Source organism: Pseudomonas salomonii (assembly GCF_900107155.1).
GTDB lineage: Bacteria > Pseudomonadota > Gammaproteobacteria > Pseudomonadales > Pseudomonadaceae > Aquipseudomonas > Aquipseudomonas salomonii.
In genome coordinates, this window is the sequence record NZ_FNOX01000017.1 from 41137 (window position 1) to 65561 (window position 24425).

Here is a 24425-nt window from a genome sequence, read left to right on the forward strand (position 1 = left end):
TCACTCCATAAACGCTAACGCAGAGCCGTTTTGGCGTCCAAGTAACCGGCCTTGATCGCCTCGTCACAGGTTATGAACCCAAACGCGCCAACACGGCCTGTATCGGTAACACCCACGTAAAATTCCTTTTTCTTACCTTTGTTTTCCAGCTCATAGTCAAGGCACTCTGTGCGGCCATCACGTGCGGGAATGACACGCTTGGGCGCCTGGATCGCAAGCATATCCTGCTTCGTGGCCCCACCTTCGTGTGCCTTGGCAGCAATGGGGTGATCGCTGAAATTCATCAACGTCGAGATACCTTCGAATGTGTTGCAACCCGCCAACAGAATGGCGGTTGAGATACCAATGATCAAACGTCGCACGGTCACCTCCTGTATGTGAGCAATCGCCATGCAGCAAGCATCGCGAGCCGTAGCGTACCGCCATGGCGCCGAAATCACCCGACCGACAAATCCGAATAACCAGTAGGAGAACCCGTACCGTTAACGTTGCGGCGCAATCAACTCGCACAGTTTCGCCACCGCCTCGACCATCTGCCCGCTTGGGCGCTCCAAGCCTTTGTCGGGAACCACCAACAAACGCCCCTGCGCCACGGCGGCTATTTGCGGCCACGCGTTCCAGGCGTCCGCCTGAGCCTGATCACCCGCCAGGATCAGTTGGGGGTTGCGTTGCAGCACTGACTCAACGCTGACCTGCGGCGCGGGCAGCTTGAGGTCGGCAAACACGTTGCGTGCGCCGCAAACCTGCAAGGCATCACTGATGATCTGCCCACCGCCCACGGTGTACAGCGGTTGGTTCCACACCTGGTAAAACACGCGCAACGGCTCGGCACGCTGATAGCGCTGGCGCAGTTCGGCCAGGCGTTGGCGTAACTGCGCGGCCAGCGTGCGCCCCGCCGCTTCGCGGCCCAATTGTTGCGCGATGGCTTGTACCTGGGCCGTCAGCTGTTCCAGGCTATGGGGTTCGGCCACATAGACCGGAATGCCCAGGCGTTGCAACTGTTCGCGCTGGGCCGGGCCGACACTGCCGGGCCAGAGCAGAATAAGGTCGGGCTTGAGGCTGAGCAGGCGCTCCATATTGAGTTGGCCGTATTGCCCAACCGATGGCACTTGCGCCAATGCCTCCGGGCGTTCGCCACCGTCGAGCACGCCCACCAGCAAGTCGGCGGCGCCCAGTTCGACCACGATTTCAGACAGGGATGGCGCCAGGCTGACGACCCGCTCGACCGCAATCGCCTGGGTACTGAATGCCAGCACCAGAAGCGACAGCCAAAAACGCATCATCCCAACTGACGCGGAATGCGGTAGAGATAGAACAGCACCAGCGTCGATAACGCCAGGAGGCACAGTGGCACTGCTTCCAGGCCGACAAATACGGCCAATGCGCCGATCCAGGCCGGCAGCGCGGCTACCAACAAAGCCGCACGCCGACGAGCCGCGAGGGTAATCCAGGCAGCCGGTTCTTCGGGTGTATCGAGCGCTTTGGAAGTGGCGATCAGTGCGTGTTTATAGCCATGAAAATAACGCAGGCTCAGAAACATCGAGGCCACGCCGGCAATAAAGAACGGCATGGCCAACACGGGAAGCAGGGACTGGGCCTGACCAAACACCAGGTTGAGCACGAACAGCGGGAGCAATGCCAGGGCCAGGTACTGCCACCAGTTGAAGGACAGTCGCCGTTTTACCTGGCCGCGGGTCACGCGCGGTCGACCTCGCCCTGATGCTCGTTGCCCATCATGTGGTCGAGCTTGCTGGCTTTGGTGGCCAGGTAGAGTTTGTTGTGCGGGTTTTGCCCGGTGTGCAGCGGCACGCGCTCGGACACGGTGATGCCCATCTCGGTCAAGGCTTTGACCTTGCGCGGGTTATTGGTCATCAAACGCAGGGATTTGACGCCCAAATGCTCGAGCATCGGCAGGCAGATTGCGTAGTCACGCTGGTCGGCGGCAAAGCCCAGGCGTTCGTTGGCTTCGACGGTGTCGGCGCCTCCGTCTTGCAGCTCGTAGGCGCGGATCTTGTTCATCAGGCCAATGCCGCGGCCTTCCTGACGCAAGTACAGCAGCACACCGCGGCCTTCACGGGCGATGGCGCGCATGGCCGCTTCCAGTTGTGAACCACAGTCGCAACGCTGGCTGAACAGGGCATCGCCGGTCAGGCACTCGGAATGTACGCGGCCCAGCACCGGCGCGCCGTCGTCGATAGCCCCCAGGCTGAGCACAACGTGCTCGCGGCCGGTGGCTTCTTCGAGAAAGCCGTTCATGGTGAACGTGGCAAAGGGGGTAGGCAGCTTGGAAGCGGCGACGAAAACGACGGGCACCGTGTGCTCCTGATTCAGATTTCACAGAGGGCGTCATTGTAACAGCAGGTTCCTACAGACGCTTAAGCTGAATTATCGCTGATAAAGATCAATAGGTTCGATTGGCCTTCGTCCTGGTTCTATGCAGGTCAGAACGGGTACGGCTGCTTCCAGTGCGCGAAAATCGGTTTCAGCTCGCCGCTCTTTACCAGTACAGCCATGCGATGGTCATACACGCCCATCAGCGCCCGCCCCCGGTCGGTGTCGGCAAAGCCGATGTAGAGCGGCAGTTCGGCTATATGAGTGAGCTTGAATTGCGCCGGGTCATCCGACTGGCTGAGCACGTATTTGGCTTCAGTGAGGGCATCAATATAGAAGTCGGCGCGGCGGTGTTGCAGCATCGGCAGGATGCCACTGCGACGTTCTATCGGGTTGAAGCGGCGCACATTCGGCAGGTATTCCTCGTACTTGTAGCCGCGCACCCAGGCCAAGCGATAATTGCCCAGCGTCGCGATGCTCGGTGCCGGTGTGGCGGCCAGCCCGAGGGCGTAGATGTGGTCGGAATCGAAATTCCAGTGCGGGTAGAGCACGCCGCCGGCCTCATCGCGATAGGAACCGACCCAGCCATCCACCTCGCCACGCTGGGCCAGGCCGACCGAACGGGTATAGGGCACGCTGCGGGTTTGCACGGTAATGCCCACTGGCTCGAAGACCTGCCGCAACACATCCCAAGCCAGGCCGCTGCCATCTTTGTTGGTGAAGTCGTTCCATTGCTCACTGGCCAGCATGATCTTGCCAGGTACAGGGGCTTCATCCGCCAGAACCTGCGGTGCAAGAGCGCACAACACGATCAGCAGCCAACGGCGCACACCCATGGTGACAACCTCCTGCACGGGGGGAACCGTATAGAGGGTAGCGCAGGTCTGCCGCTTACGGCGTGTCGCGAAAATGCTGATAGCCGCGCACCGCTGGCGTGATGTCTTGCCCGGCGGCGTCGAGCAGCGTCACGCCCTGCCCGGCCTCGACCCGGCCGATTACGTGGACGGGCCAGCCGCCCGCCAACAACGGCGCCAGCTCGGCCGGTGGCAGGGTGAATGCCAACACATAGTCGTCGCCCCCGCTCAATGCCGCCACGCGAGCCTCGTCATCGCCGACAAACGCCAGCAACGCCTGGGATAACGGCAGCGTCTCACGCTCAATGACCAGGCTGACAGCCGATGCCTTGGCGATATGCCCACAATCGGCCAGCAGACCGTCGGAGATGTCCATCGCAGACGTGGCCTTACCCCGAAGCGCGAGGCCCAGCGCCAACTGCGGTTGCGGTGACCAGTAATGGGCGAGCAGCGGATCAGCGATGGCCGCGTCCGCCGTGCGTTGCCCCAATACCAGCGGCAAAGCACCGGCAGCGTTACCCAACTCCCCGCCCACACAGAGCAAGTCACCCGGCTGCGCACCGCTGCGAACCAATGCCTGCCCGGCCGGTACACGGCCAAACACGGTCAGGGTCAGGCTCAGCGGCCCGCGCGTGGTATCGCCGCCCACCAGGCCCACGCCGCAGCTTTGCGCCATGGTGTTCAAACCCTGGGCATAGCGTTGCAGCCAATCGGCATCGACGGTTGGCGTGGTGAGTGCAAGGGTAAAGGCCAGAGGGCGGGCGCCCATGGCGGCCAAGTCGCTGACTGCCACGGCCAACGAGCGCTGGCCGAGCAGGAACGGGTCGCAGGGGTCGGCAAAGTGCACGCCGGCCACCAGCGTATCGGTGGAGATTGCCAGTTGCTCCCCGGCGGGGAGCGCCAGCAGGGCGCAGTCGTCGCCGATCCCCAGGGCAATACCTTCACCGCCCTGCGCACAGGGCGCGGCGGCGAAGTAGTTGCGGATCAGCTCGAACTCACCCATTCGGGACTCAAGCGACTTAGCGCTTGTGTTCCTTCACTTCGGCTTCACGCAGGCGCGGGGCCAGCTTGTCGAGCACACCGTTGACGAACTTGTGGCCGTCGGTCGAACCGTAGACTTTCGCCAGTTCGATACCTTCGTTGATCACCACGCGGTACGGTACGTCGACGCGCTTGAGCAGTTCCCAGGTGGACAGGCGCAACACAGCCAGTTCAACCGGGTCGAGCTCTTCGATGGTCAGGTCAAGGCACGGGGCCAGCGCGGTGTCGATCTCGGTCAGGTTGGCCGGAACACCGTGCAGGATGTCGTGGAAATAGCTCTGATCGGCGAAGGTAAAGTCGTTATCAACGCGAAATTGCGCTTCGATTTCGTTCAGCGAAGTACCCGCCATGTGGCGCTGGTACAGCGCCTGGGTGGCGAGCTGACGGGCAGCACGGCGTTTTTCGCTTTTCGAAGGCTTGCCGGCGTCGGCTGGACGTTCGTCGCGAGGGTTGAAACGATCGCTCTCGTCGGAAATCACTTGGCCTCCAACTGCGACAGCAGGCTGACCATTTCCAGTGCGGACAGGGCAGCTTCTGCGCCCTTGTTACCGGCCTTGGTGCCGGAACGCTCAATGGCTTGCTCGATGGAGTCTACGGTCAGTACGCCGAAAGCGACTGGCACGCCGAACTCCATGGACACCTGGGCCAGGCCCTTGGTGCATTCGCCGGCCACGTATTCGAAGTGCGGAGTACCGCCACGAATGACCGCGCCCAGGGCGATGATCGCCGCGTATTCACCCTGCTGCGCAACTTTTTGCGCAACCAGTGGAATTTCGAAGGCGCCAGGGGCGCGGATGATAGTGATGTCGCTCTCGCTCACACCGTGGCGAACCAGGGCATCCACGGCACCGCTTACCAGGCTTTCAACCACGAAGCTGTTGAAGCGGCCAACCACCAGGGCATAGCGGCCTTTGGGGGCGATGAAGGTACCTTCGATGGTCTTCAGGGTCATTCGACAAATCTCTTAAAGAGCCGGGACGCGAAAAGTGCGTCCCTCAGTGATGATTTAACCGCGAACAAGGGGCAGAAAACGCCGGCCTTTATTCGGAGGGCACGTATTCTACAACTTCCAGGTCGAATCCGGATATCGCATTAAATTTCATCGGTGCGCTCATCAGGCGCATTTTGCGCACACCGAGGTCACGCAGGATCTGTGAACCGGCACCGACGATGCTGTAGGTGGTCGGTGTTTTGACCTGGGTGTGCTCGGCGGTTTCACGAATATGCGCGAGCAATACGTCGCCATCCACCGGGTTGCCGAGCAACAGCACCACACCACTGCCAGCCTCGGAAACCGCGGCCATGGCGGCGCGCAGGCTCCAGCGGCCCGGCTGCTTGACCATCAGCAGGTCGCGCAGCGGGTCCATGTTGTGCACACGCACCAGGGTCGGTTCTTCGGCGCAAATGGAGCCCAGAGTCAGGGCCATGTGCACGTCGCCTTCCACGGAATCACGGTAGGTCACCAAATTGAATTGGCCCAGTTCGCTGTCCAGCGGCTGCTCGGCAATCCGCTGAACGGTACGTTCGTGGATCATGCGGTAGTGAATCAGGTCGGCAATGGTGCCGATCTTGAGGCCGTGTTCGGCCGCAAACGCCTCGAGTTCGGTGCGACGGGCCATGGTGCCGTCGTCGTTCATGACTTCGCAGATCACGCCGCTCGGTTCAAAACCGGCCATGCGCGCCAGGTCGCAGGCGGCTTCGGTGTGGCCGGCACGAGCGAGGGTGCCGCCCGGTTGGGCCATCAGCGGGAAAATGTGGCCGGGGCTCACAATGTCTTCGGCCTTGGCGTCTTTGGCCGCAGCGGCTTGCACGGTGCGGGCACGGTCGGCGGCGGAAATGCCGGTGGTGACGCCGGTGGTCGCTTCAATCGATACGGTGAACTTGGTGCCGAAACCCGAGCCATTGCGCGGCGCCATCAACGGCAGCTTGAGCAGCTCGCAGCGCTCGCGGCTCATGGGCATGCAGATCAGCCCACGGGCGTGCTTGGCCATAAAGTTGACGTGCTCGGGCTTGCACGCCTCGGCGGCCATGATGATATCGCCTTCGTTCTCGCGATCTTCGTCATCCATCAGGATGACCATCTTGCCTTGGCGGATGTCTTCAACCAGTTCTTCGATGCTATTGAGCGCCACGCGGCACCCCCTTGGTCAGGATTTCAGGTAGCCGTTAGCGGCCAGAAAACTTTCAGTGATGTTCCCGGATGCTGGCTCTGCGGCCTTATCGCCCATCAGCAGGCGCTCCAGGTAACGGGCAAGCAAGTCGACTTCCAGGTTCACCCGGCGACCTGGCTGGTAGGACGCCATGATGGTTTCGCTCAGGGTGTGCGGGATGATGGTCAGTTCGAATTCGGCGCCATTCACGGCGTTCACGGTCAGGCTGGTGCCGTCGACGGTGATCGAGCCTTTGTGGGCGATGTACTTGGCCAGCTCTTTCGGTGCGCGGATACGGAATTCCACGGCGCGCGCGTTTTCGCTGCGTGCAACCACCTCGCCGACGCCGTCGACGTGGCCGCTGACCAGATGGCCGCCCAAGCGGGTGGTCGGGGTCAGGGCTTTTTCCAGGTTGACCGGGCTGCCGGCCTTGAGGTCATTCATCGCGGTGCAGTCCAGGGTTTCCCGGCTGACGTCGGCGGCAAAGCCGTTACCCGGCAACTCGATGACGGTCAGGCACACGCCGCTGACGGCGATGCTGTCGCCCAGTTTGACGTCGCCGAGGTCGAGCTTGCCGGTTTCAACCAGCAGGCGCACGTCGCCGCCCTTTGGGGTCATGGCGCGGATGCTGCCGATGGATTCGATAATGCCGGTGAACATGGCCTTCTCCTGGAAAACGGTGCGGACGCTTGAGCGCCCGGTCGGAATTATACGCTCGCTGGTGGTAGCGGGATGGCAGTGACTCGCCAGTCGTCGCCTACAGCGCGCATTTCAGTGATCTTGAGTTGGGGGGCATCGGCCAGTTTCTCAAGCGGCCAGTCCAGCAAAGGCCGGGCGGCGGAGCCCAGGAACTTGCCGGCGACGAAAATCACGTATTCGTCGACCAGGCCTTGCTGGGCAAACGCGCCCGCCAGGCTTGGGCCGGCCTCTACCAGCACGTCATTCACGCCGCGGGCGGCCAGCGCCACCAGCGCCGAACGCAGGTCGACCTGCCCTTCAACGCCCGGTACCACCAGGCATTCCGGGCCACGGGGGAACTGGTTTTCCGGGGTGACGCAGGTGATGACCAGCGCCGGGCCCGCCTTGAAGAACGGTGCGTTGAGCGGCACCCGCAGGCGGCCGTCGATCAGCACGCGCAATGGCGGGCGCGACATGGCCAGAGCGGTGGTTTCTGCGTCCAGCCCAAGCTCAGCGGCGCGCACAGTAAGGCGCGCACCGTCAGCCAGCACGGTGTCGGCGCCGGTCAGCACCACACTGGCCTCGGCACGCAGGCGCTGCACGGCGGCGCGGGCAGCAGGCCCGGTGATCCATTGGCTTTCGCCGCTGGCCATCGCGGTACGGCCGTCCAGGCTCATCGCCAGCTTGACCCGCACAAACGGCAGGCCGCGTTCCATACGTTTGAGGAAGCCGGGGTTCAGCGCGCGCGCTTGTTGTTCCAGCACGCCGCTGTGGGTTTCGATGCCGGCTTGAGCCAAACGCTGCAGGCCGCGCCCGGCGACTTCCGGGTTCGGGTCCTGCATCCCGGCCACCACGCGCGCCACACCGGCGGTCACCAGCGCATCGGCGCAGGGCGGCGTACGCCCATGGTGGCTGCACGGTTCGAGGGTCACGTACACCGTGGCGCCACGGGCCTTGTCGCCGGCGGCGCGCAGGGCGTTCGGCTCGGCATGGGGCTCGCCGGTGCGCTCGTGCCAGCCTTCGCCGACAATCTGCCCATCCCGCACAATCACGCAGCCCACCCGTGGGTTGGGGTGCGTGGTGTACAGGCCTTTGCGCGCCAGTTCGAGGGCGCGGGCCATGTAATGGGCGTCGAGGACGGCTTGTTCGGCAGACGGAGGGTTCATTCTTTGGCAGGCTCACGGGCCAGGCGGTCGATTTCTTCGCGGAACTCATTGAGGTCCTGGAAGCGTCGATACACCGAGGCGAAACGGATATAGGCGACTTCGTCGAGCTTTTGCAGCTCGCCCATCACCAGTTCTCCAACCACCAGGCTCTTGACCTCGCGCTCGCCGGTGGCGCGCAGCTTGTGCTTGATATGCACCAGCGCCGCCTCCAGCCGCTCGACACTCACCGGGCGTTTTTCCAGGGCACGCTGCATACCGGCGCGCAGTTTTTCTTCGTCGAAAGGCTGGCGGCTGCCGTCGGACTTGATCAGACGTGGCAATACCAGTTCGGCGGTTTCGAAGGTGGTGAAACGTTCACCGCAGCCAGAGGCCAGGCATTCGCGCCGGCGGCGTACTTGATCGCCCTCGGCGACCAGACGCGAGTCAATGACCTTGGTGTCGTTGGCACCGCAGAAGGGACAGTGCATGGTTGGCAGGCAACAAAAAATGGGAGGGCCATGGTAGCGCATCCCCGTGGCAAGACAAGCCATAGCCTTTACGGTATATAGGCTGACTATTATGTTTCATATTTTTTAAGCCACGGATTTTGCCCTTTCTGGAGCCGTACATGCAGTTACGACCACTTGTTTTACTCGCCCTGTTCAGTGTTCTGGTCGCCTGCAGCAGCGAAGCCCCGAAACCATCGACACCGCAACCGACGCCCGTTCAAGAGAAAAAAGTGCCGGGCATTGAAGACCTCGGCCCTTTGCCGGCTTACCAGCGTGAAATCAACGGCACCCTGAATGGCGTGCCGGCCAACGCCGAAGTCGAACTGGCCCTGTTGGTGATCGATGAACGTAACCGCCCGCAACAATTGCTCGCCAGCAGCGTACTCACCGGCAACGGCAAGCCCATGGCCTTCCGCTTGCGTTTCAACCCGGAAGCCTTCCCGGTGGGTGCACGGGTTGAACTGCGCGGTCGCGCCAGCCAGTCCGGCCAGTTGATCCTGCACCTGCCCGCGGTGCGCATCACCCAGGCGATCACCCAGACCACCGGCCCGCTGCAACTCGTCCGGGCACCATGACGCCACCGCTGGGCCTGCAACGCGCCCTGAGCGAACTGATCGGCGACGCGCACCTGGTGCCCTGCCCGCTGCCGGGCACCGCGCTGTCGTTGTGGCTGCTGGATGCGGACAACATGGACCGTGCCTTCAGCCAGGAAGAGACCCGGCGCATCCTGCATGAACCACCGTACTGGAGTTTTTGCTGGGCCAGCGGTTTGGCACTGGCACGCTACCTGGCGGCGAATCCCGAGTGGGTGGCGGGCAAACGCGTGCTGGATTTTGGCGCCGGTTCCGGCGTGGCCGGCATCGCGGCGGTTAAAGCCGGCGCGCTGGAAGTGGTGGCCTGCGACCTCGACCCGCTGGCCCTGGCCGCTTGCCGGGCAAATGCGGAACTCAATGGTGTGGAGCTGGGTTACTCAGCCGACTTTTTCGCCGAGGCCGACCGCTTCGACCTCATCCTGGTGGCCGACGTACTCTACGACCGCGCCAACCTGCCGCTGCTCGACCACTTCCTGGCACGCGGCCGCGAAGCGCTGGTGGCCGACTCACGGGTGCGTGACTTCCAGCACCCGGCTTATCAGCGCCTGGGCATCCTCGATGCGCTGACCCTGCCGGACCTGGCCGAGCCTTGGGAGTTTCGCAAGGTGAGCCTGTACCATTCGCGGCGTTAAGGCTCAGCGTTACAAATTTTCAGCAATAGATCGACTAAGACAGAGCGCGACAGGCCATGGAGAATATTGTCCCTTCACACACGCCGTGGACAATCAACCCGTATGCCTTTGCACACAGTTTTGCTTATCGGCTCGCGGGCAGAGACCTTGCAAATAGCCAGGTATCTGCCTAACCTTCGTCGCAATACACCCGCCATGCCTCTGGATGCGTCAGCACCCAAGCACAAATTGTGCGGGTTTTTTATGCCCGGTATTTTTTGAGCATGAGGGCGTTCAGCAAACCTGCCATCGACGTTCCTGCACAGTTGGAACTGCTCAAGCTACGCGGACTGATTATTCACAATGAGGCCCGTGCAGAACGCTTCTTGCAATCAGTGAGCTTTTTTCGACTCAGCCCCTACATGCGACCTTTCCAACGACCGGAAGACAGTGATCATCACTTTCGTGAAGGTAGCCAGTTGGGCCAACTGACGCGGCTCTACGACTTCGACCGGAGGCTGCGCTTACTCACCATGGATGCCCTTGAGCGAGTCGAAATTGCATCACGCTCAGTCATCAGCAACCACATGGGGCCGACCCATGGCAGCCATTGGTATATCAATCCACAGATATTTCACCCGGCATTTGATCATCAACGACTGCTGACAATGCTGTCCAACAAGCAAACCACGGCGGCACGTGACTACCAACGCGAATGCGAGCGCATCGATAGATCCCACGCCAGCAACAACAGAAAGGATCTTCTTAAACGCCAAAGGGCGAAAGAAAGCTATGCCCGTCATTATCCAGTGACCTACGCCCATCCATCCCTGATGCCGGGCTGGGCGATGCTGGAGGAACTGACACTGGGTGACCTCTCCCACCTTTATAAAGGTCTGGCCAAGGATGCTGATAAGAAGGCCATTGCCAGACGCCTGATGCTGCCGGCACCCCTTATGCAGTCGTGGTTGCACACCCTGACGACCATCCGAAACATTTGCGCCCATCATTCACGAATGTGGAACCGGGAATTGGGAATTCGCCCCGAATTACCGAAGAAAGCCAATTTTTTGTGGCCGGAACATCTGTTTCAACCCGGGCAACATAGCCGCATGTTTTCGGTACTCTGCATTCTGAATCATCTGATGCGTCAGGTAAGCCCACACACTCGTTGGGGCCAACATTTGTATCAACTGATCAGCGAGTTTCCTGACGTCGGCTTAAAGGCGATGGGTTTTCCTCACGACTGGCATCAAGACCCTTTTTGGCACACGCCTCACGTCTGACTCCCCGTGCGGCTTCCGGTCAACCTCGCCAGCCCTTATAGTTGCCCCATTCCCGCTTTATTCGAGACGCCCCATGAGTGAGCCCACGCCGTACATCTTCGACGCCACTACTGCCACGTTCGACCAGGCAGTGATTCAGAACTCATTCGAAAAACCCGTGCTGGTGGATTTCTGGGCCGAGTGGTGCGCGCCGTGCAAGGCACTGATGCCGATGCTGGCGAAAATCGCCGAGAGTTATCAGGGCGAGTTGCTGCTGGCCAAGGTCGATTGCGAAGCCGAGCAGGACATCGTCGCGCGTTTTGGCATTCAAAGCCTGCCCACGGTGGTGCTGTTCAAGGACGGCCAGCCGGTGGACGGGTTTGCCGGGGCACAGCCGGAGTCGGCCGTGCGAGCAATGCTCGAACCCCACGTGAAGATGCCGCCACCGAAGGCGGCTGACCCGTTGGAACAGGCCCAGGCGTTGTTTGCCGAAGGCCGTATCAGCGATGCAGAGGCCGTGCTGGTGGCGCTGCTGGGCGAGGACAACACCAACGCTGGCGCGCTGATTCTGTATGCACGCTGCCTGGCTGAGCGCGGTGAATTGGGCGAAGCTCAGGCTGTACTCGACGCGGTGAAAAGCGACGATCACAAAGCCGCCCTCGCCGGCGCCAAGGCGCAAATCACCTTCCTGCGCCAGGCCGCCGACCTGCCGGATGCCGCCGACTTGAAAAGCCGCCTGGCGCAAGACCCGCAGGATGATGAAGCAGCCTATCAACTGGCGATTCAGCAACTGGCGCGCCAGCAATACGACGCCGCACTGGAAGGCTTGCTCAAGCTGTTTGTCCGCAACCGCAGCTACAGCGAAGGCTTGCCGCACAAAGCCTTGCTGCAGGTGTTCGAACTGCTCGGCAATGACCACCCGCTGGTCACGGTGTACCGTCGCAAGTTGTTCGCCGCGCTGTATTAATCGCCGATCCAGCTGTACAGCGGCGTATCCCCGCCGCTGGCCACTTTCACACGGGCGCTGTGGCGCAACCGCACAAGCAGGCGTTTGCCTGAGGCCGCATCACCGGCCAAGCCCTCAAGCTGATCAAGCAACTCAAGCCCATTGAGTTGCCCGGCCTTGCGCAGCAAGTCTTGGGCGTTCTGCCACAAATCATCATTCTGTTTGACCGGCGCAGCAGCGGGCGCACTCGGCGCCGGTGTTGCCTGCAAGTGGGCGCCCAGGCGCGCCCAATCGCCGTCATCGAGTTCCAGGGTCAAATCCACCGGCAAGTCGCCGACGGTTCCACGAATTCGCAACATCGCGCTTACTCCCGCAGTTTTCCGACCCGCATGCTCCCACGCGACTTGCACAACGCCAAGCGGGCGTTCAAACTGGCGCGAATATTGTTATAAGATCACATAACAAAACTTTCATCTTATGGAGCCTTCTCATGCGCCGTCTGCTGCTTGCCTTGCCGTTTGCCCTGCTGCCCCTGGCCATCGCCCATGCCGCCGATGAACACGATCATGAGCATGAACACGGCAGCCTCGGCGCCCACGAGCATGGTGTCGGCCGCCTCAACGCGGCACTCGACGGCCAGGCGCTTGAGCTGGAATTCGACAGCCCGGCCATGAACCTTGTCGGCTTTGAACACAAGGCCACCACGCCTGCCGACAAAGCCAAGGTCGCCGCCGCGCGCAAACAATTGGAAAACCCGCTGGCATTGTTCAACCTGCCCAAATCTGCCGGTTGTGTGATCAGCACCCAGGAACTCAACAGCCCGTTGTTCGGCGACAAGCCAGAAGCCGACCATGATGAGGACGATGACGACCACGCCACCGACGGCAAAGGCGCCGCCGCCCACGAACATCATCACGACCACAGCGAAATCCACGCCCACTACCAGTTCACCTGCGCCACACCGACGGCTTTGAGCAACCTCGACCTGACCCAAGTGTTCAAGACCTTCCCTGCCACCCAGAAGATTCAGGTACAACTGATCGGCCCAAGCGGCCAGCAAGGTGTTGAAGCGACGGCCACCGCAGCCACTCTTAAATTCTGATTTGAAACACGGTCAATGTGGGAGCTGGCTTGCCTGCGATAGCGGTATCACAGACACATCGATATTGAATGTGCCGCCGTCATCGCAGGCAAGCCAGCTCCCACATTGGATCGGCGCCACGCTCTACAACCAGGCGATATTGATTTCACATGACCCAAGCACTGATCGAACTGTCTGACCTGGGCTTCAACTGGCCCGGCCACCCGCAGTTGCTGGACATCCCCGCGTTCCGCCTGGAAGCGGGAGAAACCTTGTTTCTAAAGGGCCCGAGCGGCAGCGGCAAAACCACTTTGCTCGGGCTGCTGGGTGGCGTGCAGAAACCCAGCCAGGGCAGCATCCGCCTGCTCGGCCAGGAGCTGACCGAACTCTCGGCCGGTGCCCGCGACCGCTTCCGCGTTGATCACACGGGTTACATCTTTCAGCAATTCAACCTGCTGCCGTTTCTCTCCGTGCGCGAGAACGTCGAGCTGCCGTGTCACTTTTCCAGGCTGCGTGCGCAGCGGGCAACTCAGCGTCACGGCAGTGTCGACCAGGCCGCCGCGACCTTGCTGGCGCATTTGGGCTTGAAGGACAAAGACCTGCTGGAACGCCGCGCCGACTCGCTATCCATCGGCCAGCAACAACGCGTGGCCGCCGCCCGCGCGTTGATCGGCCAACCGGAACTGGTGATCGCCGACGAACCCACCTCGGCCCTGGATTACGACGCCCGCGAAGCGTTTATCCGGTTGTTGTTTGCCGAATGCCGCGAAGCCGGCGCCAGCCTGTTGTTTGTCAGCCATGACCAGAGCCTCGCGCCGCTGTTCGACCGCCACCTGTCGCTGGCCGAACTCAATCGCGCCGCCACGCCCGCAGAGGTTTGAGATGTATCTGTTCCGTCTAGCCATGGCCAGCCTGGCTAACCGCCGCTTTACCGCGATCCTCACCGCCTTCGCCATCGCCCTTTCGGTGTGCCTGTTACTCGCCGTGGAACGCGTGCGTGTTGAGGCGCGCAACAGTTTCGCCAGCACCATCAGTGGCACCGACCTGATCGTTGGCGCCCGCTCCGGCTCGGTCAACTTGCTGCTGTACTCGGTATTCCGCATCGGCAACGCCACCAACAACATCCGCTGGGACAGCTTCGAGCACTTCGCCGCCAGCCCGCAGGTGAAATGGGCGATCCCGATTTCCCTCGGCGACTCGCACCGTGGCTATCGCGTGATGGGCACCAACGAGTCCTACTTCGAGCATTACCAATACGGCCGCAAGCAAAACCTCGAACTGGCCAGCGGCCGCGCCTTCGCCACTGACCCTTTTGAAGTGGTGCTCGGCGCCGAAGTGGCGGATGCGCTGCACTACAAGCTCGGCGACAAGCTGGTGCTGGCCCACGGCGTAGCAGTGGTGAGCCTGGTCAAGCACGATGACAAACCCTTCACCGTGGTCGGCATTCTCAAGCGCACCGGCACGCCGGTGGACCGCACGCTGCACATCAGCCTCGGCGGCATGGAGGCGATCCATATCGACTGGCACAACGGCGTGCCGGCCCAGGGCAAAGGCCGTATCAGTGCCGATCAGGCGCGCAATATGGACCTCACGCCGCAGGCGATCACCGCGTTCATGCTCGGCCTGAACAACAAGATTTCCACCTTCGCGCTGCAACGCGAGATCAATGAATTCCGTGGCGAGCCGATGCTGGCGATCCTTCCCGGCGTCGCGCTGCAGGAGCTGTGGAGCATGATGGGCACCGCCGAAAAAGCGCTGTTCGTGATCTCGCTGTTCGTGGTGCTGACCGGCTTGATCGGCATGCTCACGGCGATCCTCACCAGCCTCAATGAACGCCGCCGCGAGATGGCGATTTTGCGTTCGGTGGGCGCACGGCCGTGGCACATTGCGACCCTGCTGATCTTCGAAGCCTTCGCGCTGGCCTTGTCTGGCGTCGTCGCGGGCGTGGGTCTGCTGTACGTGTGCATCGCCGCGTCGCGCGGGTATTTGCAGGCCAACTACGGCCTGGACCTGCCGATGTCATGGCCGAGTGAATATGAATGGACCTTGCTCGCCGGTATCCTGGCCGCCGCGCTGTTGATGGGCAGCGTGCCCGCGTGGCGCGCCTATCGGCAATCTTTGGCCGATGGCCTGTCCATACGTTTATGAGGAAGCTGTCGATGCGTCGTGCCCTGTTTGCGCTGTTGCTGCTGGTGGTGGTGCCCGCCTGGGCCGACGAGCAGCCCAAGGACCTGTCGTGGCAGGAAATGATTCCACCGGACGCGCCGCCGGAAATCCCCAATATGAAACCGCTGCACGACCTGTCGAACATGGCCGATGCGCTGTCGGTGGAAGCGGCGCCTGCGGCCAAACAGGAACTGCCCGACGCGCCGGTGGTGCAGAGCCTTAACGGCAAGCACATCCGTTTACCGGGCTATATCGTGCCGCTGGAAGTCAGCGAAGAAGGCCGCACCACCGAGTTTCTGCTGGTGCCGTATTTCGGCGCGTGCATCCACGTACCGCCGCCGCCGTCGAACCAGATCGTGCATGTGAAAAGCGAAGTCGGCGTGAAGCTTGATGAGCTGTATCAGCCGTATTGGATCGAAGGCGCGATGCAGGTCAAGCCGTCGTCCAGTGAGCTGGCCGATGCCGGTTACCAGATGGATGCCGAGAAGATTTACGTCTACGAACTGCAGGAATAACGCCTTCCCAGGAACACCCACAGTTTTGATCAGTGGTGCAAGTGATTGATCGAGCTTTCATTGAGCTGAATCAAAAGATCGAACGGAACGATCTTTACCATTGGACGTACAACTTTTAACGTCCTTTTGGAGCTCCCATGAACAAGTCTCTGCTCGGCGCGTCCCTCTTCGCGCTTGCCCTCGCCGCCCCTGTCGCACACGCTCACGAAGCGGGTGACATTCTGATTCGCGCCGGTGCAATCACCGTGAACCCGAAAGCAGACAGCGGCCATGTGAAGGTTGACCAGGGGCCATTGGCCGGCACCAACCTGGGCGGCAAGGCGACCATGAGCAGCGACACCCAACTGGGCCTCAACTTCGCCTACATGATCACCAACCATATCGGTATCGAACTGCTGGCCGCCACGCCGTTCGAGCATGACGTGAAGATCAAGAACACCGCCCTGGGCGCCGCCAACGGCAAGCTCGGTACGCTCAAGCACCTGCCGCCGACCTTGAGCGTCGTGTACTACCCGCTGGACAACAAGTCCGCGTTCCAACCGTATGTGGGCGCCGGTATCAACTACACCTGGATCTACGACGAGCACGTCGGCAGCCGCGCCGAACAAGCCGGTTTCAGCAACTTCAAGGCCGAGAACTCCTGGGGCTGGGCCGCACAGATCGGCGCCGACTACATGATCAACGACAAGTGGATGATCAACGCCCAGGCGCGTTACATCGACATCAGCACCAAGGCGACTGTGGATAACAATGCGCTGGGCCAAGGCACACGTGCCAAGGTCAATGTGGATGTTGATCCGATGGTTTACATGGTGGGTATTGGTTACAAGTTCTAATCCCGGCTCAAGCACCACTGCATAACCCATGTGGGAGCGGGCTTGCTCGCGAAAGCGGTCATTCAGTCAACATATCAGTCGACTGAACCTCCGCTTTTGCGAGCAAGCCCGCTCCCACATTTTGGTTTTGCAGGGTGTCAGCTATGCCGGTAGAACCGATCCAGCAACGCCGGCAACCCCGCCCGCCACGCCCGTGGCTTGATGCCGAAGGTGTGGAGGATTTTCTTGCAGGCCAGCACCGCGTGCTGCGGTTCGTCCGCCGCATCCGGCCGGGCCGCGTGGGCCTGGGCGGTGGGTGATTCGATCGCCAGCGGATGGAAATTGCGCGCTTCGGTAAGGATCGCCTGGCCCAGCGCCAACGGCGTGGTCGCTTCGTGGCCGGCGTAGTGATAGGTGCCCCACAGCGGCGCCGCGCAATCGAGTTGCTTGAGCACCGAAATGATCACCCGCGCCGCGTCGTCCACCGGCGTCGGGTTGCCGCGCCGGTCATCGGCCATCAGCAATTCATCGGGATTCTCGGCACGGGCCAGGAAGCGCCCGAGGGTGCCATCCACACTGTCATCCAGCAGCCAGCCAAAGCGCAGCAGCACATGTTGCGGGCAGGTGGCGCGCACGCTCTGCTCAATGCGCCACAGCGCCTGGCCGCGCAGGCCCAGGGGCACCGGCTCGTCTTTTTCGCTGTAGGCGGTGGCGCGGGAGCCATCGAACACGCGGTAGCTGGACGGTTGCAGCAAGGTGATGTTGTGGTGCTGGCACAGTTCGGCCAGGCGTTCGATGGCGAACTCCTGCGCAGCCAAACGTGTTTCGCTGACCGCTTCGGCCTGGAACCAGTCGAAATAGTAGGCGAGGTTGATCAGCGCATCGGGACGGGTGTCGTCGAGCAATTGGGTGAGGCTCGCGGCATCCCAGCCGTCTTGGGGCGGTTTAGGTGCGAGGAAACCGATGTCTTCCTCTGCACCGAGGCGAATCAGCGCCTGCCCGAGGGCATTCCCGCCGCCCAGTAACATAAGGCGCATTCGCATAGATTGAGCAGGCCCGGTCTGTTTGGAACGATGGTTATTATCGGCAGGCGTGTGCGCCTTGCCGTAGGTTGTTGCCAGAATCGTTGCATTTTGCGGGTTTGTAGCGCAACCGTCACGGACAAAGTACCTGATTGCAACTTGTTGGAATGGGCAGTATCAATCACTAGATGAACGTTCGCGAATCAACCGACACGGTATTGGACGGCTTCCACCCCGCCGTCAGTACCTGGTTTGGCAATACCTTTCCCTCGGTGACCGGCGCCCAGGCCCAGGCGTGGCCGCTGATCCGCCAACGCCGCTCAACCTTGATCGCCGCGCCCACAGGCTCCGGCAAAACCCTGACCGCGTTCCTGGCGGTGCTCGATGACCTGGTGCGTCAAGGCTTGGCCAATGGCGGGCAACTGCCGGACGAAACGCTGGTGGTGTACGTGTCGCCGCTCAAGGCGCTGTCCAACGATATCCAGATCAACCTGCAAAACCCACTGGCCGGCATCACCGCGCAATTACAGGCGCAGGGCTTGCCGCCGCTGACTATCCGCACCGCCGTACGCACCGGTGACACCCCGCAAAAAGACCGCGCACACATGCGCAAACGGCCGCCGCATATCCTCGTCACCACGCCGGAATCACTCTACGTACTGCTCGGCTCGGACTCCGGTCGGCAAATGCTGTCCAGCACGCGCACGGTGATCGTCGACGAGATCCACGCCCTCGCCGCCGGCAAACGCGGCAGCCACCTGGCCCTGAGCCTGGAGCGCCTGCAAGGTTTATGCAGCGAGCCGTTGACCCGCATCGGCCTGTCGGCCACGCAAAAGCCTATCGAGGCGGTGTCACGCTTTTTGGCCGGCAGCGGGCGTGAGTGCGCCATCGTCGATATCGGCCACGCGCGCCCCCGCGACCTGGATATCGAAGTACCGCCGGTGCCGCTCTCGGCGGTGATGGCCAACGACGTGTGGGAATTGGTCTACGACCGCCTTGCCACACTGGCTCGCGAACACCGCACGACGCTGGTGTTCGTCAACACTCGGCGCCTGGCCGAACGCCTGGCCCGGCACTTGAGCGAGCGTTTGGGCAAGACCGCCGTGGCCGCGCACCACGGCAGCCTGGCCAAAGAGCTGCGCCTGGACGCCGAGCAACGGCTCAAGGCCGGCGGGCTGCAAGTGCTGATCGCCACCGCGTCGCTGGAGTTGGGGATTGATATCGGTGAAGTCGACCTGGTCTGCCAGATCGGTTCACCCGGTTCCATCAACGGTTTTCTGCAAAGGGTCGGGCGCTCCGGCCACCAGGTCGGCGGCACGCCCAAGGGGCGTCTGTTCGCCACCACCCGCGATGACCTGATCGAATGCGCCGCCCTGCTCGACTGCGTGCGGCGCGGCGAACTGGACACCCTGCACATCCCCATCGCCCCGCTGGACGTGCTGGCCCAGCAGATCATCGCCGAAGTCAGCGCCCGCGAATGGCCGGAACAGGCGTTGCTGGACCTCATCCGCCGCGCCTCACCCTACGCCGCACTCGATGAGCGCCACTATCAGGCACTGCTGCACATGCTCGCCGACGGCTACAACGGCCGCCAGGGCATCCGCAGCGCCTACCTGCACCGCGACGCCGTGAGCCACACCCTGCGCGCCCGCCGTGGCGCCAAACTCACCGCCGTGACCAGCGGCGGCACCATCCCCGACAACGCCGACTACAGCGTATTGCTGGAGCCTCAAAACCTGAACATCGGCAGCGTCAACGAAGACTTCGCGGTGGAAAGCATCGCCGGGGATATCTTCCAGCTCGGTAATACGTCCTACAGAATCCTGCGGGTAGAAAGCGGCAAAGTGCGCGTCGAAGATGCCCACGGCCAGCCGCCGACCATCCCCTTCTGGCTGGGTGAAGCGCCGGGGCGCAGCAACGAGTTGTCGGCGGCCGTCGCGCGCTTTCAGGGGCAGTTGGACGCCCTGCTCGCCACCACACCCGGTGACCTGCAACCCGCGCAAGACTGGCTCACCGCCAGCCTTGGCCTGAACAGCGCCAGCGCCGAGCAGATCCTTGATTACCTGGCCCGTGCGCGCCTGGCGCTGAGCGCGTTACCGTCCCAGGACACCTTGATCATGGAGCGGTTTTTCGATGAGTCCGGCGGCACTCAACTGATCATCCACACGCCGTTCGGCAGCCGCATCAACCGCGCGTGGGGCCTGGCACTGCGCAAGCGTTTTTGCCGCACGTTCAACTTTGAATTGCAGGCGGCCGCCAGTGAGAATGCAATCGTGCTGTCGCTGTCCACCAGCCACAGTTTTGAGCTGGATGAGGTGTGGCGCTATGTGAACAGCAGCAGCGCCGAGCACCTGCTGATCCAGGCCGTGCTGGATGCGCCGCTGTTTGGCGTACGCTGGCGCTGGAATGCCGGTGTGGCCCTGGCGTTGCCGCGTTATACCGGCGGGCGCAAGGTGGCGCCGCAGATCCAGCGCATGAAAAGCGAAGACCTGATCGCCAGCGTGTTTCCCGACCAGATTGCCTGCCTGGAAAACCTTGCCGGCGAGCGCGAAGTGCCCGAACACCCGCTGGTGGAGCAAACCCTCGACGACTGCCTGCACGAAGCCATGGACAGCGAAGGTTGGCTGAAGCTGTTGCGGCGCATGGAGCGCGGCGAAGTGCGCCTGATCAGCCGCGACCTGCCTGCGCCCTCACCCATGGCCGCCGAAATTCTCAGCGCGCGGCCCTACACCTTTCTCGACGACGCGCCATTGGAAGAGCGCCGTACCCAGGCCGTGCTCAACCGTCGCTGGAGCGACCCGCAGAGTACCGACGACCTCGGCGCGCTGGACGCCGAAGCCATTGCCGGCGTGCGTGAAGAAGCCTGGCCCGCGCCCAATGGCCTGGATGAAATGCATGAAGCGCTGATGAGCCTGGCCTGTATCGCCAGCAACGAAGTCACGCCGCAATGGGCCGAGTGGTTGCACGCATTGGCCAAGGGCGGGCGCGCCTATCAACTGGACAATGGCCTGTGGGTGGCAGTGGAACGCCTGAGTTGCCTGCAAGCGATCTATCCGAATGACTTGCCGTTGTTGCCGGGCTTCGATGAACCGTGGGTCTTTGATGATGCGCTGGCTGAAGTGTTGCGCGCGCGCCTCGGCGGTTTCGGCCCATTGAGTCTGGTCGAGATCGCCACGCCGTTGGCGCTGCCGGTCGCGGATATCAGCCAGGCACTCGCGCGTCTGGAGCGGGAAGGCTACGTGCTGCGCGGCCATTTCAGCCCCGGCGCCAGCCAGGAACAATGGTGCGAGCGGCATTTGCTCGCGCGTATCCATCGCTACACCGTCAAGCGCCTGCGCCGGGAAATCGAGCCGGTGGCGCTGCAGGACTTCATGCGCTTTCTGTTCGATTGGCAGCACCTGTCCGACGGCACTCGCGGCCAGGGCAGCGCAATGTTGCCGCAGATTGTCGGGCAGTTCGAAGGCTACGCCGCCGCCACCTCGGCCTGGGACAGCGACTTGCTCAGTGCGCGGCTCAAGGACTATTCCCCCACCTGGCTCGACGAGCTGTGCCGCAGCGGCAAACTGGTGTGGACGCGCCTGAGCAACAAGGCCGGCGCCCTGGCACTGCGCAGTACGCCGGTGGTGTTGTTACCGCGCAGCCAGGTGCCGTTGTGGAGCGGGCTGACCGAACCGACCGACAGCGCCACGTTGTCGCCCAAGGCGCAAAAGGTCCACCTGGCGCTGCGTGAACACGGCGCGCTGTTTTTCGACGAACTGGTGCACGAAGCCCATCTGCTGCGCAGCGAACTGGAAACCGCCTTGCAGGAACTGGTGGGCGCAGGGTTGGTGAATGCCGACAGTTTCGCCGGGCTGCGGGCCTTGACCACGCCCGCCAGCAAACGCCAGGCGCGCAGCAGCCGGCGGGGGCGCGGGGCCTTTATCGGCGGCATGGATGACGCCGGGCGCTGGGCCCTGGTACGCCGCGCCCCCACCGCCGCCGGCCCGCATTCGGCCGAGACCCTGGAGCATGTGGCCATGACCCTGCTGCGCCGTTATGGCGTGGTGTTCTGGCGGTTGCTGGAACGGGAAGCCGACTGGCTGCCAAGCTGGCGCGAATTGCTGCGCACCTTCCATCGCCTGGAGGCGCGGGGCGAGATTCGCGGCGGGCGGTTTGTGAGTGGTTTGGCGGGGGAACAGTTTGCGTTGCCGGAGGCGATTCCGTTGCTGCGTGAGGTAAGACGCCGGCCGCATGACGGCAGCTTGATCGCGGTGTGCGGGGCTGACCCGTTGAACCTGGTAGGCACCTTGCTGCCGGGCAGCAAAGTGCCGGCGGTGAGCGGCAATCGAATTGTGTATCGCGATGGCTTGCCGGCGGCGGTGATGGTTGCGGGTAAGCAGCAGGTGTTGCTGGAGGAGGATTTTCAGGCGGTGCAGGAGAAGTTGATCAGGCGCTGAAAGGGATGGTGACTTTAACGGCCTATTCGCGAGCAAGCCCGCTCCCACATGTTGATCTATGAACACAATCAAATGTGGGAGCGGGCTTGCTCGCGAAGGCGTCAGCCCAGACAACATCAATCACTGGGTACGCGGCTGCTCGGTCAACACCACAGGTCCCGGCACTTCTTCACTCGCCTCATCCACATGCGCCGAACGCTTGGGCAGCCAAACCTGCTGTGGATAAGTTTGCGCGAAGTGCACCTCATCACAGTTATCCACAAGCTTTTTCAGGCGCTGGTTAAATGCCCGGCTCACCGCATATTGCCCGCCCGACACGGTTCGGAACTGCGCCGTCAGCACCACGCCGTTGAGGTCCATCTTGTCGACCCCGAACACTTCCAGCGGGCCTTGCAGGTTGTACTTGAGGAATACATCGTCGCGGATCGACTGCCCGGCCTCACGAATCAGTTCCACCGCCTTGTCCACATCGGTGTCGTAAGTGAACTGCACCGAGAAGAACGCATAGGCAAACTGCCGCGACTGGTTAGTGACCGCCTTGATCTGCCCGAATGGCACCGAGTGCACAAAACCCTTGCCGTCACGCAGGCGCAGGGTGCGGATGGTCAAGCCTTCCACGGTGCCGGCATGGCCGGAGTCGAGCACTACCCAATCGCCGATTGACAGCGTGTCTTCAATGATGATGAACAGGCCGGTGATCACGTCCTGCACCAACTGCTGGGAGCCAAAACCGATGGCCAGGCCGACCACACCGGCACCGGCCAGCAGTGGCGCGACATTGATGCCCAGGTTGGCCATGGTGGTGATCGCGCAGATCACCACCAGCACGATTTTCACCGCATTGCGCAGCAACGGCAGGATGGTTTTGACCCGTGTGCTGGGCTGGCGGCTGGAGCGTTTATTCACCGGCGGTTTCAACGCCTCCTGGATTGCCGTGTCGAGCACCACCCAGAACAGCCAGGTCACCAGCAGGATCAGGCCGATGCTGCTGAGGGAATCGCTGATCGCCCGGCCCACCGAGTTACGCTGGGCAAATTCGAACAGCGACACACCCCAGATACGCCCGAGGACTTCGATAAACGCGATGGCCATGGCGATGCGCAATATTGCGTGCAGCAGGCTGAGGAAGCGCTCCTTGTAGGCGCTGCTGCGCTGGATCGCCACCTGGCTGCGGGACTTGAACAGGTGTTGCAACACCGTGCTGAGAAACACCGTGCCGATCAACAGAATCGTGGTGAACAGCGCGCAACGCAGGGCCTTCTGGTTGTCATCGCCAGCGCCGATCAGGTTGATCGCCGAGACCAGCACCATCAACAGAATCGGCCAATACCAGAGCCCGGAGAATACCCGCAGCGATTGCTGCAGCGCCGGGTGTTTGAGGCGCTGGGCCAACGGCCGGTTGCGGATCAAATGCGCGACCGGACGACGCAGGCGCACCACCAGCACGCCGAAAATCACCGCTGCGAACAGGCCGGTAAACACCGCGATGCTGCTGGTGATATTGCCGCCCAACTGGCGCGCGATTTGCGGGCTGGTCAGGGCATCGCTGAGGGCGGCGAGAAAGCCGATCAGGAACAGCGGCTTGGGGCAATAGTTGCGAATAATCTGCACGGCCGGGCGTTTATGACCGACGTTGAACATGACGATGACGCACAACAGCATCGACGTGGAGAAGATGCCGCTGCTGGTGGCATAGGCAAAACACAGCGCCAGCGCACGGCCTACGGAACTGGGTAAAAAGTGGCTGACATACAGCGTCAGCGGCAGGCAGATCAGGGCCGGGATCGTGTAGGGCACCACGTAGCCCAGTACGCCTTGCAGACGCTCTCGCGGTGCAACGAAACGCCGCCGACCGAGGCGCTGCACGCTAAAGCGCCCCAGCAGTGTGAGTGCCGCAAAGGCGCCGACCCACACCCCGGACAGCAACAGGAAGTCCCCGGCCACGCTCCACGGCGAACGTTGCGCGGTTTGATCGACCAGCCGCCCGACTTCATCCGCCGCTCGGTCGGCGCGCAAGCGCCAGGCGTCGATGAGGTTCTGGTTAAGGTCGAGCTTATCTTGCACATCATCAATGCTGGAGCTGATGGCGCCGAGCAAGCCACCTTCGACCAGCAACTCCGGCTTGGCGGGAGCCTCAGCGGCCGCAGGCGCCGCGGCCGCGGCTTGCAGCGCGCCATTGCCACACACCAACAGCGCGACCAGCAGTAATGCAGTCTTTAGATTCAGCAAAACACCGGGCTCCTTCAGCAGGGTCTGTAAGGAACTGA

25 protein-coding genes are annotated in these 24425 nt (G+C 62.3%); 10 read left to right on the top strand and 15 right to left on the bottom strand.

Annotated elements, in window-relative coordinates; genetic code table 11:
- Window positions 1–14: 14 nt before the first annotated feature.
- The 12 genes from BLV67_RS29250 to nrdR form a co-directional block, all read right to left on the bottom strand.
- A complete protein-coding gene (locus BLV67_RS29250) occupies window positions 15–362 on the bottom strand; it encodes a transcriptional regulator (protein ID WP_065911292.1) in 348 nt (115 codons plus the stop codon).
- A 120-nt stretch (window positions 363–482) separates the two neighbouring features.
- Window positions 483–1283, bottom strand: a complete 801-nt coding sequence (locus BLV67_RS29255) for a cobalamin-binding protein (protein WP_069786660.1) — start codon at window positions 1281–1283, stop codon at window positions 483–485.
- Window positions 1280–1699, bottom strand: a complete 420-nt coding sequence (locus BLV67_RS29260; protein ID WP_056861922.1) for a nuclear FMR1 interacting 1 family protein — start codon at window positions 1697–1699, stop codon at window positions 1280–1282. Before BLV67_RS29260 ends, BLV67_RS29255 begins: the two co-directional genes overlap by 4 nt.
- Window positions 1696–2313, bottom strand: coding sequence for a GTP cyclohydrolase II (gene ribA / locus BLV67_RS29265; RefSeq protein ID WP_069786661.1), 618 nt, complete (start codon window positions 2311–2313; stop codon window positions 1696–1698). Before ribA ends, BLV67_RS29260 begins: the two co-directional genes overlap by 4 nt.
- 128 nt (window positions 2314–2441) lie before the next feature.
- On the bottom strand, window positions 2442–3167 hold the full coding sequence (locus BLV67_RS29270; RefSeq protein WP_065911294.1) for a substrate-binding periplasmic protein: 726 nt from the start codon (window positions 3165–3167) through the stop codon (window positions 2442–2444).
- 55 nt (window positions 3168–3222) lie between these two features.
- Complete coding sequence (thiL, locus tag BLV67_RS29275; RefSeq protein WP_069786662.1) at window positions 3223–4188, bottom strand: thiamine-phosphate kinase; 966 nt, start codon at window positions 4186–4188, stop codon at window positions 3223–3225.
- Window positions 4189–4204: 16 nt separating this feature from the next.
- Window positions 4205–4705, bottom strand: a complete 501-nt coding sequence (gene nusB, locus BLV67_RS29280) for a transcription antitermination factor NusB (protein ID WP_056861918.1) — start codon at window positions 4703–4705, stop codon at window positions 4205–4207.
- Entirely contained in the window at window positions 4702–5178 is a 477-nt protein-coding gene (ribH, locus tag BLV67_RS29285) for a 6,7-dimethyl-8-ribityllumazine synthase (protein WP_003176356.1), read from the bottom strand. The genes nusB and ribH overlap by 4 nt, the downstream gene beginning before the upstream one ends.
- A gap of 88 nt (window positions 5179–5266) precedes the next feature.
- Window positions 5267–6358: a bifunctional 3,4-dihydroxy-2-butanone-4-phosphate synthase/GTP cyclohydrolase II gene (gene ribBA / locus BLV67_RS29290; protein ID WP_069786663.1), complete on the bottom strand. Its 1092-nt coding sequence runs from the start codon at window positions 6356–6358 to the stop codon at window positions 5267–5269.
- Between the two features lie 15 nt (window positions 6359–6373).
- Complete coding sequence (locus BLV67_RS29295) at window positions 6374–7036, bottom strand: riboflavin synthase (RefSeq protein WP_017135994.1); 663 nt, start codon at window positions 7034–7036, stop codon at window positions 6374–6376.
- Between the two features lie 47 nt (window positions 7037–7083).
- Window positions 7084–8220, bottom strand: coding sequence for a bifunctional diaminohydroxyphosphoribosylaminopyrimidine deaminase/5-amino-6-(5-phosphoribosylamino)uracil reductase RibD (gene ribD, locus BLV67_RS29300; RefSeq protein ID WP_069786664.1), 1137 nt, complete (start codon window positions 8218–8220; stop codon window positions 7084–7086).
- Window positions 8217–8687: a transcriptional regulator NrdR gene (gene nrdR / locus BLV67_RS29305; RefSeq protein ID WP_015886108.1), complete on the bottom strand. Its 471-nt coding sequence runs from the start codon at window positions 8685–8687 to the stop codon at window positions 8217–8219. Before nrdR ends, ribD begins: the two co-directional genes overlap by 4 nt.
- 140 nt (window positions 8688–8827) lie before the next feature.
- Between nrdR and BLV67_RS29310 the strand changes: the two genes are divergently transcribed.
- The 4 genes from BLV67_RS29310 (at window position 8828) to trxA (ending at window position 12144) form a co-directional block, all read left to right on the top strand.
- The gene (locus tag BLV67_RS29310) at window positions 8828–9283 is read left to right on the top strand and encodes a YbaY family lipoprotein (protein ID WP_065911302.1); all 456 of its coding nucleotides are present in this window, start codon (window positions 8828–8830) and stop codon (window positions 9281–9283) included.
- A complete protein-coding gene (locus tag BLV67_RS29315) occupies window positions 9280–9933 on the top strand; it encodes a class I SAM-dependent methyltransferase (protein WP_069786665.1) in 654 nt (217 codons plus the stop codon). The genes BLV67_RS29310 and BLV67_RS29315 overlap by 4 nt, the downstream gene beginning before the upstream one ends.
- Window positions 9934–10196: 263 nt before the next feature.
- Window positions 10197–11198: an Abi family protein gene (locus BLV67_RS29320; RefSeq protein ID WP_069786666.1), complete on the top strand. Its 1002-nt coding sequence runs from the start codon at window positions 10197–10199 to the stop codon at window positions 11196–11198.
- A 73-nt stretch (window positions 11199–11271) separates the two neighbouring features.
- Entirely contained in the window at window positions 11272–12144 is an 873-nt protein-coding gene (gene trxA / locus BLV67_RS29325) for a thioredoxin (protein ID WP_069786667.1), read from the top strand.
- On the opposite strand, the gene BLV67_RS29330 is transcribed toward trxA, so the two are convergent.
- Window positions 12141–12482: a hypothetical protein gene (locus BLV67_RS29330; RefSeq protein ID WP_069786668.1), complete on the bottom strand. Its 342-nt coding sequence runs from the start codon at window positions 12480–12482 to the stop codon at window positions 12141–12143. The two genes, trxA and BLV67_RS29330, sit on opposite strands and share 4 nt — an antisense overlap.
- Window positions 12483–12613: 131 nt before the next feature.
- Here BLV67_RS29330 and BLV67_RS29335 point away from each other — a divergent pair, with 131 nt between their 5' ends.
- The 5 genes from BLV67_RS29335 (at window position 12614) to BLV67_RS29355 (ending at window position 16721) form a co-directional block, all read left to right on the top strand.
- Window positions 12614–13225, top strand: a complete 612-nt coding sequence (locus BLV67_RS29335; RefSeq protein ID WP_069786669.1) for a DUF2796 domain-containing protein — start codon at window positions 12614–12616, stop codon at window positions 13223–13225.
- 149 nt (window positions 13226–13374) lie between these two features.
- The gene (locus tag BLV67_RS29340) at window positions 13375–14085 is read left to right on the top strand and encodes an ABC transporter ATP-binding protein (protein WP_058421322.1); all 711 of its coding nucleotides are present in this window, start codon (window positions 13375–13377) and stop codon (window positions 14083–14085) included.
- A 1-nt stretch (window position 14086) separates the two neighbouring features.
- On the top strand, window positions 14087–15352 hold the full coding sequence (locus BLV67_RS29345) for an ABC transporter permease (protein WP_010206853.1): 1266 nt from the start codon (window positions 14087–14089) through the stop codon (window positions 15350–15352).
- 11 nt (window positions 15353–15363) lie between these two features.
- Window positions 15364–15885: a DUF3299 domain-containing protein gene (locus tag BLV67_RS29350; protein ID WP_065911315.1), complete on the top strand. Its 522-nt coding sequence runs from the start codon at window positions 15364–15366 to the stop codon at window positions 15883–15885.
- 137 nt (window positions 15886–16022) lie between these two features.
- Window positions 16023–16721, top strand: a complete 699-nt coding sequence (locus BLV67_RS29355; RefSeq protein WP_017135983.1) for an OmpW/AlkL family protein — start codon at window positions 16023–16025, stop codon at window positions 16719–16721.
- Between the two features lie 137 nt (window positions 16722–16858).
- Here the strand turns inward: BLV67_RS29355 and BLV67_RS29360 are convergent, their stop codons facing one another.
- Window positions 16859–17743 carry a sugar nucleotide-binding protein gene (locus BLV67_RS29360; protein ID WP_069786670.1) on the bottom strand — a complete coding sequence of 295 codons (885 nt, stop codon included), beginning with the start codon at window positions 17741–17743 and terminating at the stop codon, window positions 16859–16861.
- A gap of 167 nt (window positions 17744–17910) precedes the next feature.
- Between BLV67_RS29360 and BLV67_RS29365 the strand changes: the two genes are divergently transcribed.
- Window positions 17911–22158 (top strand): DEAD/DEAH box helicase, encoded by a 4248-nt coding sequence (locus BLV67_RS29365; protein ID WP_069786671.1) that lies wholly within the window; start codon window positions 17911–17913, stop codon window positions 22156–22158.
- Between the two features lie 120 nt (window positions 22159–22278).
- Here BLV67_RS29365 and BLV67_RS29370 read toward each other — a convergent pair whose 3' ends face one another.
- Window positions 22279–24387: a mechanosensitive ion channel family protein gene (locus BLV67_RS29370; protein WP_069786672.1), complete on the bottom strand. Its 2109-nt coding sequence runs from the start codon at window positions 24385–24387 to the stop codon at window positions 22279–22281.
- Window positions 24388–24425 lie beyond the last annotated feature (38 nt).